Below are 17,178 nucleotides of genomic sequence, written 5' to 3' on the forward strand. Positions count from 1 at the left end.
CCCTTCAACGGCATGAACCGTCTTTCCTGGAATAACGGAAATCTGACCGTCACACCCGACAACAGCGACTCCACCATCTGGTTCGCCGGCCTCGGCGGCGAGTTCACCATGTTCGACCCGCTGCGTCTTGCCATGGACTTCTATTACAGCGGCACAGACAACGGCAACTCCTCCACGGAGCGCGGCGGCTGGTATGTGGCGGCCCTTGCCGAATACAAACTGCCCTGGTTCGTGCCCACTCTGAAGGGCTGGTACGCCTCCGGCGACGACAGCAAGGTCACCAACGGTTCCGAACAGCCTCTCTTCCTTTCCGGCGGCTTCAAGCCTGGCGCGAGCTCCTACTTCAAGGGTCGTTTCAACATTGCCAACACCATTGATAACGGCAGCGCCGGCGGTACCTGGGGTATCAGCGCACAGCTCAACAAGATAAGCTTCCTCGACGATCTCTCCCACGATCTGCGCGTGACCTACTTCCGGGGCACCAACAGCAGCAACATGCCCAACATCATCAACAACGTGTACGGCGGATCCGTCTCTCCCTCCAACTACCTCACCACCAAGGACCATGTAGTGGAAGTGGACTTCGACACCACCTATCAGATCTACAAGAACTTTGTTTCCGTGCTGGAGCTGAGCTATGCTTTCCAGGACTTCGACGGGAACGTGTGGAGAAACGCGGCCGGGGACAACGGCGACTTCTCCAACGCCTGGCGCGCTGCGCTGAACTTCCGGTATAAGTTCTAGTATTTGATCCTCTGCCACCGTTTTTCTCCTCCTGTCATTCCGGGAGAAAACCGGTCCCCCTGGCGGAAGGATGCTCAAAGGCCGGCTCTGGTCAAGCCGGCCTTTTTTCATGCCCTGCAAAAGGATTTTCCGGTACAGGCTCTATTTTCTCACCACTCCCGCGCCGAAGAACAGGACGGCGCACAGAAGGACCACCACGCCCATGGCCGTCTGAAGGCCCACCGCGGCACCCAGCATACCGATGAGGGGCGGAATGAAGAGCTGACCGCTTGCGGCAAGCATGGAAAGGAAGGCTGTCACCGTGCCGGTAGGCAGATCACGCCGCCTGCCCGCCGCGCTGAACAGGACAGGAACCGTGACGGAAAGCCCCAGGCCCATGAAGGCGTAACCGGCGAGGCAGAGAGCAGGCCAGGGTGAAAGAAGGGCCGTCAGCATGCCTCCAAGGGCGCAGCCGGAGCACACGCGCATGAGCAGGGAATCGCCGAAATGCTCGCGCAGCCTGTCGCCGAAAAAGCGCATGCCCACCATGGCGATGGAAAACGCGGCATAGGCCAGCGCGGCCGTCTGCTCCGTTGCCCCCTTCACTTCATGCAGAAGCAGCACTCCCCATTCCCCCACCGAACCTTCGGAAGAGTAGGAACAGAGCAGAAGCAGGCCGAACACGAGCACCCACAGAGGCGGGCGGCGCAGGCTTCCTCCCTTTTCGCGCCCGCGCGGGATATCGTGCAGAAGGTTGCAGGCGAAAAAAGGCAGGAGACACAAAAGTACAAGGGCCACGCCGAGAAAATTGCCCAGCGGAGGCACGCCTGCGGCCGCCATGCAGGAGCCGAAAAGCGCACCAAGAAGGCCTCCGGAACTGTAAAGCGCATGCATGGAGGAAATGACGGGCCGGCGCATGGAGCTTTCCACCAGAATGGAACCGGCGTTGATGCCCACATCGTTCACCCCTATGGCAAAACCCAGAAGGGCGAACAGAAGCGCGGCGGAAAAAAGGCCTGAAACAAGACCCATGCAGGGAAAGAGCGCGATAAGAAAAGCGGAAGCCAGCATAAGCACGGTGCGGCAGCTGGTGCGCGCAATGGCCCAGCCCGCCAGAGGAAAGGAACAAAGGCCTCCCAGCCCCATGCACAAAAGAACCATGCCCACATCGGCATCATTCAAAAAAGCCTGAGCCTTGAGAGCCGGCATGCGCGACATGACGCTGCCGTAAACAAGCCCCACCACGGCAAAGAAAAAGGAACAGGCCCAGCGCGGGCCTATGGCCGGCATCTTCATAGTCATGCCCCGCCGCCTGAAAGCGGCCTTTTATGGACGCGGCACGCGCCTTCTCTCTGTGTCGGACTTTCCGGCTCTGCGGAATACTCCGCGCCCGAGGGCAAGCTCTAGGACGGAGCGAGAGCCTTGTCAAGCGCCCCTGTACTTCGCCGGAGAAACGGTCTACTTTTCCCTGAAGGAGGAAGTCATGGAGAAAGCCTGCACATGGTGCCTGTCGCATGAACTCCTGCGCCGCTATCACGATACGGAGTGGGGCGTGCCCGTGCACGACGACCGGCTGCTTTTCGAGCACCTCATGCTGGAAGTCATGCAATGCGGCCTGAGCTGGCTGCTCATGCTGAAAAAAAGGGATATTTTCCGCCGCGTCCTCGCGGACTTTCAGGCAGAGGAACTTGCCGCCTTCACGGAGCGCGATATCGAGGCGGCCCTGCTGGCGCCCGGCATGATACGCTCAAGGCGCAAGGTGGAATCCGTAGCGGCCAATGCGCGCGCCTACCTCGCCATGCAGAAGGAATTCGGCTCCTTCCACGAATGGCTCTGGAATTTTACCGACGGCCGCATGCTCGTCTATGCCGGGCACGACGGAGCCGTCCCCGCCAAAAACGCCCTTTCCGACCGCATAAGCATGGAGCTGAAGGCGCGCGGTTTCCGCCATCTGGGCAGCATCACCGTATATTCCATGCTTCAGGCCTGCGGCATCATCAACGACCATGAACGCTCCTGCCCCCGCTTCCATGCCGTCATGCAGGGGGCAAAGGTCGCCTGGATCGACGGCTGATCCTGCCCTCTGCTCTGAAGCAGAGCTCGTCAAGGAGATCCCCATGAAACTTGTTTCCCTGTTCCTGTCCGCCTGCCTGCTCCTGCCCGCCGGAGCGGCCCTTGCTGCCGAAACGGCCGTGTCCACCTATACGGAGTTATCCTCTTCCGTGAACATCAAGGCTTCCTGGCCGAGAACCGGCCTGGCGCGGGCCGACAGGATTTCCGATGAGACCGTGGCCGGAAAAGCCGCCGCTTTTCGGGAAAGGGCAGAGGAGGAATACCCCTCCCTGCGGGAAATCCGGGGAGCGGACACACCCCCTCTGGAAATGAGCCTGAAAGCCACCCTTTCCGGCAACGGCAAAACCCTCTCCCTGTTGTGGGAAGAATACATGTATACCGGCGGAGCCCACGGCGGCCTTGTCCTCTATTCCCAGAACTACGCCCTTCCGGGAGGCGAATCCATCGGCTTTGACGACCTTTTTCAGAACAGGGAAAAGGCCCTGCACCTTATCAGCGTGCTCTCGCGGGAAAAGCTCCTTGCGCGCGGCCTCTCCCAGGATATGGTAAAGCCGGGCACCATGCCTGAGGTGGACAATTTCAGCACCTTTCTTCTGGAAAAGGACGGCATCACCTTCTACTTCAGCCCTTATCAGGTGGCATCCTGGGCGGACGGCGTCATTACCGTCACGCTGAGTCTCCGGGAACTCGCCGGCGCGGCCCCGCACAGGCAGTACTGGAAGTAGACCCTGCCCGCACGGGACTGTCCTCGAAGAAAGAAGAGGCGACGACGCACCGGCAAAAGATCCCCCCATCATGCCTCTTGTTCCCTCTTCCTGCTTTTCACGCATTGCTTCGTCCTTCAAAAAAACGGGCGGCGACACACTGGGAAAATATCGGTTCATCTCTTTCGTACAAAACTGCGCCGAACAGAACTGTTCACACAGGCAAAAATTCCACAGACAACGCTCCTGAAGCGCCTTTCCATGAAAAATCCGCCGACAGGATTTCCCTTCGGCGGATACACGGTCCGGTTGTTCTCAGGGCATAACGTACTGTGCTCAGCGCACGGAAGGAATATTCGCCTTCATGGACTCGATACGCCGCCACGACTCTTCCAACCGCTCACGGCTTACCTCGCCGCTTTGTACAAGGGCAAGGATGATCCGAAACAGCTTTTCGTGCAGCAAAGGATCGTAATGGAGATAGTTGCCGAAAAGCAGAATATCGTTGCCGGCAAGAATGGCGAGGCGCACCCTCTCCTCCAGGGAACGCCCCCTGTACACGGCTCCCATCTGTAAATCGTCGCTTATGACAACGCCCCTCCAGCCGAGCCCCCGACGAAGCATGCCGTTGATCACGGCGGGAGAAAGAGAAGAAGGCAGAGCTTCATCCATAGCCCGGTGATAGATATGGGCCACGAGCACCATGCCCGGCCATCCACGGCGGAAAGCCTCTTTATAGGGCAGGAGCTCCCGTTCACTCCAGCTCCCCGTCACATCCGGCAAATCGTGGTGCGAGTCCTTTCCCGCGCTGCCGAGCCCGGGAAAATGCTTGAGCGCGGGCAGAACGCCCGCTTCATACAGCCCGTCAGCAAAAGCAAGGGCGCACCTTGTCACCTTTTCAGGCTCATTGCCGAAAAGGCGGCCCACATCACCGAGTCCCGGACTCTGGGGAGAAACGCGTACATCCGCCACCGGCGCAAGGTCTACATTGATGCCGAGAGAAAACATCTCCCGACCCGAACGCAGGCCCAGGGCACGCACCTTTGTCTCATCCATGCGCCCCATCTCTTCGGCAGAAGGCAGGGCGGAAAAACCGTATTCCGTTTTCAGGCGGCACACCTTGCCGCCTTCCTGATCCACGGCAATAAGCAACGTACGCGGCGACGCGTCCTGAAGCGACGATGCCAGTGCCTTCACCTGTGCGGGGGATTCAATATTATAGCGTTCCCCCTCCTTCTTCCCTTTATCGAAAAGGATGATACCTCCAACATGCCCTTCGGACACGGCCTTCAGAAGAGAAGGCGGCGCGCTCGTCCCCTGAAAGCCCACCATGATCATGGCTCCGGCCATCTCTTCCAGAGAAGGGGCGGCGGACTCCTGACGGGTCAAGGAACAACCCGAAGTAAACATCGCGCATACGAAAAATACCCACGAAAAAATACTACGCATGCCCTTCCTCCACACCAGAAGGCAGGACAGGAGGCAGTTCCCCCCGGGCGTAGCGCCCTGAAAACTCCCTCAGCGCCGCAAAAAGCAGGATTTTAAAATGACGGTTCACCTCTTCCTTGCGGTAATCAAATACCGAAGTCAGGGTTCGGGCCATGTCCCTCTGCACGCAGAGCATGAGCAGGTACGGAGCCATGACTGTAATAATGCAGGTCTGGAGGGCCGGATCATCCCGGGGGATGCCCGTCAGTTCCGATAAAAGGGAGCCGATGCTCCGTTCCTTGGAAATCGTACCCGCAAGAAAAGCCACACCCCCCAAAGGGGAAGGGGCTATAAGCTCATGGGCCCATATTCTTGCGTACCAGCTCTCCCCGTTGAACACGGTGTCGATATAGGCGTCGAGCACCTTTTCCAGCTTTTTCCGCACAGGAAGGTCGGCCGAGGTGATGACGGCCATTTCCCTCTCGTTCACAATATGCTCATGCACTTCGTCCAGCACGGCTCGGTACAGATCGTCGCGGCTGCCGAAATAGTAATTCACTGCCGCAATATTGACGCCCGCCTCCCGGCAGATCATCTTGCTTGTAGTGTCGGCATAGCCGTGCTCGGCGAAAAGACGCACGGCCGTGCCGAGAATCTGGCGGCGCGTTGCCTCTCCATCTTCACGGGAATGTTTCTTGCGGGAAAAAAACAGCATGCGTGGCAACCTCTCTTGCAGCATGCCCGGAAGGACATGCATGAAAAACGGACGGAACTCTCCACCGGCTGAAAGCCCGTAAAAAAGGGCGGCCAAGGCCCTTTCTCCCGCTTTGCGGCGGGAAGTCATTTTTCAGCATACGGCAAGAAGAGCCGACTCGCAACGGCACTCTTTTCTCCCGCACAGGCTGAAGTTCTCCGGCATGGATACTGCTCCGGCCTCTCGTGTGGAACCATCTACCGAAGCGGAGACAGTACGGCATATGTCGACGCCGGCAGGGCACAAAAAAACACGGCGCCATGCCCCTGTTTCACGGAAAACACGGCATCCGGCATGTTCCGCCCGGAAGCTGGGGGAACTTCCCCCGGATCATTCTCCACCGTCGCAACCGCCGCCAGAAAACTCTTACGCATCCTTGCAGGATAGCGGAAAAATCCCCTGCCCTTCAAAAGCCAATGCGCCCCGCGCCGCCGCATCTTGCAGAAGGAAATGTTTTCAATAGCTCTGCCTTCCCCCGTTCCGCCGGGGAAGACACGAAAGGAAGTATCCTCCGCCCCCTCAAGCCCGGCAGTCCGGCATGATGAAAACCTTTCCGCAAGGACCCGCGTCGAAATAAAAAAATCTGTCCGACACCAAAAAAGCCGCGCAGATAAGCAGCGCGACTTCCATGGAGTGAGTGCAACAGAAAAAAGAAACTGGGGCATTGTGGACGGCCATGCCCCAGAACCTTACACAACCGCACGGGGTGGCAGCACCATGCGTATCTCTTCATGGCGCTTCGCCGTCCTTCCCCGCAAAGCGGCTTGCGCGTCAGGGAATGGAGAGGATTATCCCAGACGCACCACGAGCGAAATTTCTCCCTATCAGCGGGAACCTGCCGCCTTTTGCGGCGCAACTAAAATCTAAATTTGAATTTGAACTACTCTCCCCGTTCTGTCAAGACAAAAAACGCTTTTTCTCCCTTCCGCCTGTTCCTTCGGAGCTTTTCCCCTTGACAAAACACAAAAAACTGGCACAAGGGCAGCCGCGTACGCACGGCGCTGCAAAAGACGTGGAAATACAACAACCTGATCACAGTATTGCTGCCTTACATTCCCCTTAAAAACGCCCTGAAATGCTCCGTGCGGCGCAACGGCCCGGCACACGCTGAAAGACAACGCTTTCCCTATGTTCCGGGCTTGAAGAAAAAGGCCCTCACTACCCAGATTCTCCGACCTCATGCTCCACACAAGGAGTTTCTCATGTCCTTTCTCCCCTCAGCAAGCCACAAAGCCACACTTCTCGGCCTTACCGCCCCCCTCTGCTGGGGCATGTCCGTGGGACTCGTGCGGAGCATCACGGAGCAGTTCGGCCTGGCTGCCGGGCTGAGCATCCTGTATATCTCCACCTGCGTCTTTCTCTTCTTCCTGCTCGGCAGGCCCAAGCTGAAGGCCTATCCCAGAAAATATCTTTTTCTGGGGATACCCATGGCCAATGTCTGTTCCATCTGCTTTTCCCTGTCGCTGTATCTCTCCGACGGGGGGCAGCAGACCGTGGAAGTAGGCATGGTCAATTACCTCTGGCCCTGCCTTGTGGTGCTTTTCGCCGTACTCTTCAACGGGCAGAAGGCGCGCTGGTGGATAGTGCCCGGCGTCGTCATCAGCTTTCTCGGTGTGATGCTTGTGCTTGGCGGGGAGCAAGGCATACAGCCTGGAGAAATCTGGCTGCACGTTCAGCAGAACCCGTGGAGCTATGTGCTCGCCTTCTGCGGCGCAATGGCCTGGGCCGCATACTCCAACTTCACCAGAGCATGGTCCAACGGCCAGAACCCCACGCTCATCGTGTTCGCCATCGACAGCGTTCTGTTCTCCTGTCTCTGGGCGGCGGGCTACGGCGACATTTCCCACGGCTCCTTCATGGGCTGGGTCAGCGTCGTGGTGGGAGCCGCGGCCATGGGCGGCTCTTACGCCGCGTGGAGTTACGGCGTGACAAAGGGCAATATCACCATTCTGGCCATAGCCTCCTACTTCACACCGGTACTTTCCTGCCTCTTCGCCACGGTATGGATAGGGGCAAGCCTCGACGGAGCCTTCTGGCAGGGCGTGGCCGTCATCGTGTTCGGCTCGCTCCTATGCTGGAGCTCCACCGTCATGAGGAAATAAAGACAGCTCTGCAAAAGCCCGTCTCCCTTTCCCGGAGGCGGGCTTTTCAACATATACTTTTACGCATCATGCAGGGACGAAGAAACAGCCCCGTATCATGCCTGCATCTTCGCCGCGTCGTGGGCGGCACGGAGCTGGCCGCAGGCGGCCTCTATGTCCTGCCCCTTGCTCTTGCGCACTATGGCAGTAATATCCTTGGCCCAGAGGGCCTTTTCAAAACGCAGAAGTTCTTCCGGCGTGGGTGCCTGATAGGACGTGCCCGGCGTGGGATTATAGGGAATGAGGTTGAGTTTCGCCTTGAGGCGCGCACAGATGCGCGCGAGCTGCCGCACATGTTCGGCCTGATCGTTCACCCCGGCTATGACGAGGTATTCCAAGGTGATGCGTTCCCTGGTCTTCAGAGGATAATTTTCCAGCGCGGCGACCAGATCATCCAGATGCCAGTGTGAGGCCCGGGGCATGAGCTTTTCCCTGAGCTCCTGATTGGGCGCATGCAGGGACACGGCAAGGAAGGCGAGCCCGCTGTCGCCGAATTCCCGCATGCCCGCCTCTATGCCGCAGGTGGAAACCGTGATGCGCCGGGGAGAAAAGGCCAGCCCCCGGGGATGTTCCAGCGTACGCAGGGAATCCATGACGTTCTTCAGGTTGAGCAGAGGCTCGCCCATGCCCATGTACACGATATTGCGGATGATGGGCCTCTCCGGTTGCGTATCGTGCACATAGGCGCGGGCCACCTGAATCTGTCCCAGTATCTCGCCCATGGTCATGTTGCGGGTAAAGCCGAGTTTTCCCGTGCTGCAGAAGGAACAGGCCATGGCGCAGCCCACCTGCGTGGAGACGCACTGCGTCATGCGCACGGAAAGGTCGTTGGGGCGCTTCGGAGCTTCGCTCGGGATAAGCACAGTTTCCACCAGTTCCCCGTCGGCAAGCTCCAGCAGAAATTTGGTCGTGCCGTCGGAGCTTACGCGCACGTCGGCAATGGCAGGCCAGCGGATCTCGGCAAGGCCGGCCAGCTTTTCCCTGTCCGCCTGGGAAATGTCGGTCATCACGTCAAAACCGGCCGCGTTCTTCACCCATATCCACTGCCAGATCTGCTGGGCACGGAACTTTTTCGCCCCCAGCTCCTCCACGACGAAGCGTTCAAGGGCGGGATAGGGAAGATCACAGAGATTGACTTTGATTGGGGTAGACATGGTTTATCCTCAGGCCGCAGGGCGGTCAGTTGCTTGTGTCGCAAAAGTGACGTTCCAGTATGGCGTCCAGCTCATCCCACCCCGTACAGGAAACGATCTGCTGGCGCAGCGCCCTTGCCCCGTCGAGATTTTTCACATAGCGGGGCACAAAGGTGCGCATTTTCAAAAGGGCGAGATGCGGCGAATAATGCCGTGCAAGAAAGGCGTGGCGGCGTATGACAAGGGCAAGCTCCCCCTTGTCCGCAGGGACATGGTCGAGCGCTTCAAATGCCTGCTGCACTCCCGCGTTCAGCCCCCCCGGCTTCGACGAACAAACCGGAGCCGTCACCTCCGGAAGCGCTCCTTCCAGCGCACCCCGCGCAATCATCTCCCGGTGCCGGGAAAAAATGGCAGGATTCTTCAGCGCCCCCCGCGCGTACATAACGGACGCTGCTCCCGTCTCCCGAAGGACGCGGATGCCGTCCCCGGCGGTGAAAAGGTCGCCGCTCGCCACCACGGGCACGGAAAGCTCGGAGGCAAGCTCCGCAATAGCGGAAAAGCGCGGCAGGCCGGAAAAGCCCTGCACCGCATGGCGGGGGTGCAGCGTCACCCAGCCCGCGCCCATGTCTGCAAGGCGGCGGGCAAGCTCCAGGTACACTTCATGCCCGTCATCCCACCCGAGGCGGAGCTTGAAGCCGATTTTTCCCTCTCCAGCCGCGCGTATGACGGCTTCTGCCACGCGCAGGGCATTGGGCACGTCGCGCAGCATGGCTGCGCCCGCGCCGGTTTTCGTCACCTTGGGCACGGAACAGCCCATATTCACGTCGAACCAGGAAAAGCCCCTCTCCTGAAGCAGACGCACGGCCTTTTCCATGAACTCCGCTTCCGCGCCGAAAATCTGCACCACCAGGGGGGTGTCGCAGACAAGGGAGCCGTCGGCAAGCCTGTCCCCTCCGGGCTCAGTACATGCCAGGAGCTCTTCGGTATTGCGGCCGCCGTACACAAGCCCCTTGGCGCTCACCATTTCCGTGCAGCACACGGCGGCCCCCATCTCACGGCAGAGCAGGCGGAAAGGCAGGTCGGACCAGCCGGCCAGAGGAGCCAGCCATGGGGCGTCGGGACGAAGGGGAAGAGAGCTCATGGGTTATCCTTGGCACGGAAAAAAACATGGCCGAGCTGAGGCTGACGGCACGAGAGCAGGGAACGGGGCCTGCGTTTGTACCGCAGCACGGAGTTTTCCGGCGTTATCCATAGCAGGCGGAAAAGCTTATGGCAAGGCTTGGGCAGGGCCCGATTCATGGAGGGAGGAGCGGGCCACCACCGCCACGTCCACACGAGAGGCTCCCGCGAGAAGCAGACATTCCGTAGCCCTTTCCAGCGTGGCTTTCGTGGTGCAGATATCGTCGATGAGCAGAATATGCCGCCCGTCCACACGCGCTGCCGCCTCAAAAGGCTGGGAGAGTTTCCTGCGCGCCTCCCTGTCCAGCAGAGACTGCGGCATAAGCGCCTTGCGCTTCACAAGTACCCCGGTATCCACAGGAAGATCCAGCGCCGCAGCCACGGGGCGGGCCAGCTCCCTGCACTGATTGAATCCCCTCTCCCGCAACCTTGAAACATGCAATGGCATGGGAATCAGAACATCGGGCAGAGGCGAGGCCTCATAGTGGGAAATGCATACGCCTGCCAATAAAAAGCCCAGCATATCGAGAGCGGAAAGACTGCCGCCGAATTTGGCGCGGAGCATGAGCTCACGCAAAAGTCCCTCGTACACACCGAAAAAGAGAAAGTCATTCCAAGGCGGCAGATGCGTCAGGCACTCCGAACAGCTCACGCAGGGCGCATCTTCCAAAGTAGAAGGCTCACCGCAATAAGGGCAGAACCCCGCCTCCCTCCGCTTCATGTCCTTTCTGCACCGGGGACAGAGGAAAAACGCGACCGCTTCCTCCAGAGAAGGTATACTCTTTTTCGGCAGCCTCTGCGCTTCAAAAGGTTCCCGACAGGCCACGCAACGCCTTTCCCGAAGCCCCAAAGCTGAATCGAGTCTTCCCGCACCCCTCTTCACGGCTTCCCACAAGGCCGAGCACGCTGCTCTCACAGGATCTCTCCTCCGAGAACTGACGCATATTCCAGGATTCTTTCCCTGTGCAGGGCGCTTTGCGCAAGCGCATCCGGCCCGTCCAGCCCGTAGAGGCGCAGAGGCTCGCGCCATTCCATCCCCAGGGCAAGGGCCATGTATCGGAGCGTCCTTTCCGCACCTTCGAAAAGCTTTTCTCCCTTCAGACGCGCCCCGAAAAGCACGGCGGAGAGCTCCCTTCCCCGACCGGGCTTTTCCCCGCAGGCCCAGAAGCGCTGCGCCCGATCCACAAAGGCCTTGGCCTGGGCCGGAAGGTGATAGAAATACACAGGGGAAATCATGACGCAGAAACGCGCGCGGAACATGGCTTCAAACAGCGCCTTCGCTCCGTCGCCTGGATCGTCCAGCGCGCAGTATCCGGGGTGTGCGGCGCAGAAGCCGCAGGAAGCGCACGGACGCACGCCAAGATCAACCAGTCTCAGCACCACGCTTTGCCCGGGCAGGGCATCATGCAGCAGGCGGGAGGCTTCATCGCTGTTGCCCCCCCGGCGGGGGCTGCATGCAACAAGAAGAGTATCGTCCGCCATGCAGGTTCTCCAGCCTACGCGGCTCCCCTGAGAAAAAACTTTCCGGGAAACTCAGGCGCGGCAATAGCAGTTGTGCGCGGCTTCGTAGCCGATGCTGGTTTCCGGGCCGTGGCCGGGATACACGACCACATTGCCGGGGAGCGTATAGATTTTCTCTCGCAGGGAGCGGACAAGCTCGTCGCCGTTGCCGCCGGGCAGGTCGCAGCGCCCCACGGAACGGTAGAAAAGAAGATCGCCGGTGACGATGATGCCGAGGTCCGCGAAATAGTAACAGAGGCTTCCGGCGGAATGACCGGGAGTATGAAGGACGCGACAGTGCAGCGTACCCCAGTCCACTTCTCCGGGAGCGAGGGTTTCCGCCTCGAAAGGCTTCAGGTCCATGCCGAAACACATGCCCCGGCAAAGGAGCATGGCGCGGTCCACCCAGTCCTCCATGCCTACCAGCACCGTGAGCCCCGTGGCCTTCGCCATGTCGGCGCAGCCCAGGCAATGGTCGCTGTGCAGATGAGTGAGCGCCACGGCGCGCGGGGTGAGGTTGTTTTCCGAAAGCTTTTTCAGCACAAGACCGGTTTCATCGGAAGGGTCGAAAACAACGGCGTCTTTGCCGTTGTGCACGATATGGCAGTTGGCTTCCAGCGGGCCGAAAGGAAGAGTGATGACAGGCATGGCGGCTCCTCGATGAATATGTTCGTGTATGGCTCTACCTTTTTTAATCGCATTGCGCAACGCAGGCAGACGCGAGGAAAAAACGCTCCTACACGCCGCCCCCTTCCATAATATCGCGCATGGGGGGCCTTCCGAAAAGGCGCTTGTATTCCCGGGTGAACTGCTGCCTGCTCTCATAGCCCACGGCAGTACAGGCAGTGGCGGCGCTGCACTTCTCCAGGATCATGAGCCTGCGCGCTTCATGGAGCTTGAGGCGCTTGTGGAATTGCAGAGGACTCAGGGACGTGACTTTCCGGAAATTCCGGCTGAAGGTGGATTCGGCCATGTTGGCCAGGCGGGCCAGGGATTCCATGCGCAGCCTCTCCCCGCAATGGGCGCGCATGTAGACTGTGGCCTGCGCTATCTGCGCGGCGGGCGTGCCCGGCGTATAAAAATTCCTGAGGCAGCTTCCGAGAGGCCCGATGAGCAGGTAAAAATGGATTTCCCTCACGATCATGGGGGCGAGCACTTTTGCCTTGTCCGCGTCCCCTGCCGCGTCTACAAGGCGCAGAAAGGCGCAAAGCAGCTCAGGCGTCATCCGGGCCGTGCGCAGGGCGCTTTCAGAAGGAGGCGGCAGGAGCCCTCCTTTGCCGGGCAGCTCGGCCATGAGCTGAAAAAGAAGCGGAGCCCGCAGCTCCAGCGCCATGGAAAGAAAAGGTATCTTCTCACCTGCTTCCCGCACAAGGAAAGAACAGGGCATCCCCGCGCAGTTCAGAAGATAGAGTCCCCTGCCGCAGGCATGCGTTTCCGCTCCCATGACGGCTTCCTCAAAGCCCTGAACGACAACCCCCACGGAAGGCGGGCAGAACGCGCTCTCCAGCCGTGCGGCCTCCTCCCCGCGAAACAGCGTCACTCCGGCAAGGCCCGACGCGTACCTCCCCGGCCGCGGCATAAGCTCCATAAGGCGCTTTTTCAACAGGGCATAGCCGTATTCCAGCTCCGAAAAGGCTCCTTCCATGTGTTCTCCCTCTCCCGGCACGCAAAAACCGGGCGCATTGCAATCGGAAAGGGCCTCCCTTCCCTGCTTTTACGGGAAATCCTTCCACAGGGAAAGAGCCTTGTCAAACCCCGGCCGGACAGGCCGGAAAACAGAAAAGCCATGCCGGGCGTCGGGCAACTGCGCAGCTCTGCCGTCGCATAAGGCGCATGTTCCCGCCATGAAACGGCATTGACGTGAGTATGTGAGCCGTTATGATGAGGCATCGTTTTCTCAGGGGGAAAGTATGATAACCTCAATACTTCTTTACTGCGCTCTCGGCGCGGTGGCCGGCCTTCTGGCCGGGCTTCTCGGCATCGGCGGGGGCGCCGTGGTGGTGCCCATGCTGGTGTTTTCCTTCCAGTGGCTGAACATTTCGCCGGATGTGGCCATGCACATGGCCGTGGGTACGTCGCTCGGCAGCATCATGTTCACCGCCGTTTCCAGCGCCATGGCCCATCACCGGCGCGGCGGCGTGAACTGGCAGGTATTCCGCTCCATCGCTCTGGGCATACTCATCGGCACCTATGGCGGTTCCTTCATCGCCGCCCGCATCCCGGGCCGCTACCTTCAGCTCTTTTTCGCGGTGTTCCTCTACTATGTGGCCACCAACATGCTTCTGAACAAGAAGCCCGCCGCCAGCCGCACCCTGCCTGGATTTGCGGGCATGACAGGCGCTGGCGTCGTCATCGGCGCGGTATCCAGCCTTGTGGGCATAGGCGGGGGTACGCTCTCCGTGCCCTTCCTCGTGTGGCATAACGTGGACATGCGCCGGGCCGTGGGCACTTCCGCCGCCATAGGCTTCCCCATAGCCTTCGCGGGATGCCTCGGCTTCATCACCAACGGCTGGAATGTGCCGGGCCTGCCCGAATACGCGCTGGGCTATGTCTATCTTCCCGCGCTCGCCGGCATTGTGGCGGTGAGCATGCTTACCGCGCCCATAGGCGCGGGCATAGCCCACAAGCTCCCCGTGCCCAAGCTCAAGAAATTCTTCGCCTGCTTCCTCTACGTCATCGCCACAAAAATGCTCCTGGACGCAATATAGGAACTCTCCGCACAAAAAGGCCGCAGTAATGCGGCCTTTTTTTTCAGGGGAAAAGGACGGTTCAGCGCAGCGCCATGAGAAGCGGCACGACAACAGGTACGAGAAGCGTGAGGCACATACCGGAAAATACTGCAAGGACAGCGCAGCGCTCCCCGCTCACCTGGGCTATGACAGGCAGACAGGTATCCATGGCCGCCGCGCCCCCGGCAAGCACCGGCCCGAGCCTGCCGGAAAAACGCACAAGAAAGGGCGGCAAAAGCAGGGCGAGGGCCTCATGGATCATGTTGGACAACAGGGCTACGGATCCCAGCGCCGCATCTCCGAGCCGCGTCATGATCACCGTAGCCAGGCTGTAATAGCCGAAGCCCGCGCCCACGGCCAGCGATTCCGGCAGGGAAAGGCGGGAAAAGGAAGAAAGCGCAAGCCACGCCAGGGCGCTCCCGCAAAGCGTGCCCGCCACCACCCCCAGGGGGATGAACAGGATGCGGCACTTCATCTCCCGCACAATGCCGAGAGCCCTGAGGTCAAAGCCCACCGTCATGCCTGCGAGCACCAGAAGCAGGTACAGCACCCATACCGCCGCCTCCCCGACGACCGGTCCTTCAGGAAAAACATGCATCCGGCCGAGAAGAAGCCCGGCCACAAAAAAGCCCAGCGCCACGAAGGAAGAAGCGTTCGCCGCCCTTCCCCCGGCTTCCGCCGCGCCTTTCCCGGCGGCGTATTCCGGGAATACATAACGCCCGAGAAGCCACGCCGCCGCAAAACAACCCGCCACGGAAAACACGCTGATGAATGCGGCATACAGGCCGAGACTCTTCAACTGCCCGATGAGCGTATCGTCCAGCCCAAGGGAAAGGCCCAGCAGAAAAAGCATAATGCGGACGGTCCAGCCGAGAGCCGTGTTCACTCTCCGCACTACGGTCTCTCTGCGACGAAACAGCCAGCCCGCGGGCACCCCCCCGGCGATAAGCCCCATTTCCAGAATCATTCCCGACCCCGTAAAACACTTTTTCCGGCCATTGCGGCCGGAAGACCCAAGAAAAAGCCTCCCCCAGAACAAGGCTTCCCCAGCCCTGCCGTCCCCATGACAGGAAAATACGCCGCTGCCCCCGACAACACTTGCCGAAGATTCCTACCGGGCGCCCTTTTCAGCCTCAATTTCTCCGATACCGGAACACGCCGATCAGCGTTCCCTGCGGAAGCGCAACCAGGCCGCCCCATTTTCAAGGCTTTCCGTCTCCTCAAGGCGGAAAAGGGCCGTCACGCTCCGGTCGAACAGACTTTTATCCTGAGCATTCCCCGTGACGGGAAGCACCACGAGGCTCAACTCATCCACCATGTCCGCCCTGAGGAAGGAACCGTTCAGAAGGCTCCCCCCTTCCAAAAGAAGCCTGCGTATGCCGAAAACGGCCTTGAGCTTGTGCAGTGCCAGGGGCAGGTCGATATCATCCTTCCCGGCGAAAATGTAGGACACTCCCATCTCATGCAGATAGGCGAGGCAGGCCTGAGGCACGCTTTCACAGAGCACCTCTATGATGTGCGCGCCGCCGTAGCCCGGATCTTCGTCCTCTATGCGGGGACCTTTCCAGCCGAGGCTCCCGTGCCTGTCAAAAGCCACGGCGAAAAAGGAGGCATTCTCGTCGGCCACATGATCCATGGGAGGCATGACCGTCTCTCCGAAGCGGGAAAGGTCGGGCCGGAAGCCTTTCGTGAAGCTTTCCTCCATAGTCACGCGGCCGCAGGCGTAGGCGCTCGCGGCATAGTCGCGATTGATGCGGTAATAGGTATTCAGCGCAGACTCGCAACGGGACAGGCGAAGAAAGTCGCCCGTCACCTTCCCGTCGAGCGACATGGCCATGTGGCAGACGACGTAGGGCCGCTCCTGCATGTTGTTTTCTTTCATCAAGATCCTCTCCATACTCCGCTCCCGGGAAAAACCTTCGCACAAAAGCCGGGCGCGGGCGTTCTTTTGCCGGACGGCGGCGAAACGTCAACCCTGTCCGTGCCGGGCCATAGTACCGGAAAAAGGGAAAAAGGCCAGAGGGGAAGAAAACCGTAAAAAAGGCCCCTGCCGGAGCGGGGGCCCTTGGTGCTGTGAAACGAGCGTTGCGCAGGCTCAGAACCTGTAGCCTATGGTCAGGCCGAAGTTGTGGGCATAGCTGTTGTGCGCCCGGCCGCTATAGGTGCTGGTAAGAGGAATACCGCCCTGCTCGCCCGGCCTGTCCTTATAATTGATATCACGTACGTCGATGTACATGTAGGCAAGGTCGAGGGTCCAGTTCTCGTACTTGAAGCCCGCGCCCAGGGTGTAGTAGTTGCGGCCGTTGGAGGGCACGAGGTAGTCGTAGCAGTTGTCGTCCTTAAGGGGCGAGGTTTCATAGGTGAAGCCCGCACGCAGGGTCAGCCAGTCCAGAGGCGCGTATTCCACGCCGAAGGTGAAAGCCCAGGTGTCGCGCCAGTTCTTCTGCTCGAAGAAGGTGGGCGTTCCGTTGTGCAGGTTGATGGTGAGATTGCGGTAGCGGCTCCACACCGTGTAGGCCACGTCACCTTCAAAGCTCAGGTTGGGCAGGGGTTTGTACATCACGCCGAGGGTGATGACGTCGGGGATGGAGAGCTTGCCGTCGGCATCGCAGTTCCGCATGACTTGCTGCAGAGCGTATATCCCGGAAGCATCGCCGGAAAAGCGAAAGCGGGCGCTGCCGTCGAAGGTCATGTCTTCGCTGGCGCGGTAGGTCAGGCCTGCGCTCCACTGGTCGTTGAAGCGGGCGTGCAGGCCGAAGTTGTAACCGAAGGCATAGCCGTTTTCGGAATGGATACGCGCGTCGGCATGAGCAA

Annotated in this window: 16 protein-coding genes and 1 pseudogene; 5 read left to right on the forward strand and 12 right to left on the reverse strand. The window is 59.9% G+C overall.

Features of this window, described 5'->3' with window-relative positions; all coding sequences use genetic code 11:
* A pseudogene (locus K8W16_RS00155) lies at positions 1–744 on the forward strand (hypothetical protein); the annotation flags it as partial.
* A gap of 141 nt (positions 745–885) precedes the next feature.
* Here K8W16_RS00155 and K8W16_RS00160 read toward each other — a convergent pair.
* On the reverse strand, positions 886–2,025 hold the full coding sequence (locus tag K8W16_RS00160; protein ID WP_304120112.1) for an MFS transporter: 1,140 nt from the start codon (positions 2,023–2,025) through the stop codon (positions 886–888).
* A gap of 181 nt (positions 2,026–2,206) precedes the next feature.
* Here K8W16_RS00160 and K8W16_RS00165 point away from each other — a divergent pair, with 181 nt between their 5' ends.
* Both K8W16_RS00165 and K8W16_RS00170 read left to right on the forward strand, forming a co-directional pair.
* Positions 2,207–2,797 (forward strand): DNA-3-methyladenine glycosylase I, encoded by a 591-nt coding sequence (locus tag K8W16_RS00165; RefSeq protein ID WP_304120114.1) that lies wholly within the window; start codon positions 2,207–2,209, stop codon positions 2,795–2,797.
* A 43-nt stretch (positions 2,798–2,840) separates the two neighbouring features.
* Complete coding sequence (locus tag K8W16_RS00170; protein ID WP_304120116.1) at positions 2,841–3,521, forward strand: DUF3298 and DUF4163 domain-containing protein; 681 nt, start codon at positions 2,841–2,843, stop codon at positions 3,519–3,521.
* Between the two features lie 315 nt (positions 3,522–3,836).
* Here K8W16_RS00170 and K8W16_RS00175 read toward each other — a convergent pair whose 3' ends face one another.
* Together K8W16_RS00175 and K8W16_RS00180 are read right to left on the reverse strand one after the other, a co-directional pair.
* Positions 3,837–4,949 carry a glycoside hydrolase family 3 protein gene (locus K8W16_RS00175; RefSeq protein ID WP_304120117.1) on the reverse strand — a complete coding sequence of 371 codons (1,113 nt, stop codon included), beginning with the start codon at positions 4,947–4,949 and terminating at the stop codon, positions 3,837–3,839.
* A complete protein-coding gene (locus tag K8W16_RS00180) occupies positions 4,942–5,643 on the reverse strand; it encodes a TetR/AcrR family transcriptional regulator (protein WP_304120118.1) in 702 nt (233 codons plus the stop codon). The genes K8W16_RS00175 and K8W16_RS00180 overlap by 8 nt, the downstream gene beginning before the upstream one ends.
* Positions 5,644–6,884: 1,241 nt before the next feature.
* Between K8W16_RS00180 and yddG the strand changes: the two genes are divergently transcribed.
* Positions 6,885–7,784 carry an aromatic amino acid DMT transporter YddG gene (yddG, locus tag K8W16_RS00185; protein ID WP_304120119.1) on the forward strand — a complete coding sequence of 300 codons (900 nt, stop codon included), beginning with the start codon at positions 6,885–6,887 and terminating at the stop codon, positions 7,782–7,784.
* 95 nt (positions 7,785–7,879) lie between these two features.
* Here yddG and rlmN read toward each other — a convergent pair whose 3' ends face one another.
* The 6 genes from rlmN to K8W16_RS00215 all read right to left on the reverse strand — a co-directional run bounded on the left by rlmN (position 7,880) and on the right by K8W16_RS00215 (position 13,280).
* The gene (gene rlmN, locus K8W16_RS00190; RefSeq protein ID WP_304120120.1) at positions 7,880–8,977 is read right to left on the reverse strand and encodes a 23S rRNA (adenine(2503)-C(2))-methyltransferase RlmN; all 1,098 of its coding nucleotides are present in this window, start codon (positions 8,975–8,977) and stop codon (positions 7,880–7,882) included.
* 25 nt (positions 8,978–9,002) lie between these two features.
* Positions 9,003–10,097, reverse strand: a complete 1,095-nt coding sequence (locus K8W16_RS00195; RefSeq protein ID WP_304120121.1) for a tRNA-dihydrouridine synthase — start codon at positions 10,095–10,097, stop codon at positions 9,003–9,005.
* Between the two features lie 126 nt (positions 10,098–10,223).
* The gene (locus K8W16_RS00200) at positions 10,224–10,856 is read right to left on the reverse strand and encodes a ComF family protein (protein ID WP_304120123.1); all 633 of its coding nucleotides are present in this window, start codon (positions 10,854–10,856) and stop codon (positions 10,224–10,226) included.
* A 191-nt stretch (positions 10,857–11,047) separates the two neighbouring features.
* Entirely contained in the window at positions 11,048–11,617 is a 570-nt protein-coding gene (locus tag K8W16_RS00205) for a flavodoxin family protein (RefSeq protein WP_304120125.1), read from the reverse strand.
* A gap of 51 nt (positions 11,618–11,668) precedes the next feature.
* Entirely contained in the window at positions 11,669–12,283 is a 615-nt protein-coding gene (locus tag K8W16_RS00210; RefSeq protein ID WP_304120127.1) for an MBL fold metallo-hydrolase, read from the reverse strand.
* An 88-nt stretch (positions 12,284–12,371) separates the two neighbouring features.
* A complete protein-coding gene (locus K8W16_RS00215) occupies positions 12,372–13,280 on the reverse strand; it encodes an AraC family transcriptional regulator (RefSeq protein ID WP_304120128.1) in 909 nt (302 codons plus the stop codon).
* Between the two features lie 265 nt (positions 13,281–13,545).
* On the opposite strand from K8W16_RS00215, the gene K8W16_RS00220 reads away from it, so the two are divergent.
* Entirely contained in the window at positions 13,546–14,343 is a 798-nt protein-coding gene (locus K8W16_RS00220) for a sulfite exporter TauE/SafE family protein (RefSeq protein WP_304120130.1), read from the forward strand.
* Positions 14,344–14,404: 61 nt separating this feature from the next.
* Here K8W16_RS00220 and K8W16_RS00225 read toward each other — a convergent pair whose 3' ends face one another.
* From K8W16_RS00225 to K8W16_RS00235, 3 genes are all read right to left on the reverse strand, one after another.
* Positions 14,405–15,331 (reverse strand): lysine exporter LysO family protein, encoded by a 927-nt coding sequence (locus tag K8W16_RS00225; protein ID WP_304120132.1) that lies wholly within the window; start codon positions 15,329–15,331, stop codon positions 14,405–14,407.
* Positions 15,332–15,526: 195 nt separating this feature from the next.
* On the reverse strand, positions 15,527–16,246 hold the full coding sequence (locus K8W16_RS00230; RefSeq protein WP_304120136.1) for a dihydrofolate reductase family protein: 720 nt from the start codon (positions 16,244–16,246) through the stop codon (positions 15,527–15,529).
* A gap of 213 nt (positions 16,247–16,459) precedes the next feature.
* A partial coding sequence (locus K8W16_RS00235; RefSeq protein WP_304120134.1) for an OmpP1/FadL family transporter occupies positions 16,460–17,178 on the reverse strand: 719 nt, incomplete at its 5' end.

It is taken from the genome of Mailhella massiliensis (assembly GCF_020741395.1).
Taxonomy (GTDB): domain Bacteria; phylum Desulfobacterota; class Desulfovibrionia; order Desulfovibrionales; family Desulfovibrionaceae; genus Mailhella; species Mailhella massiliensis_A.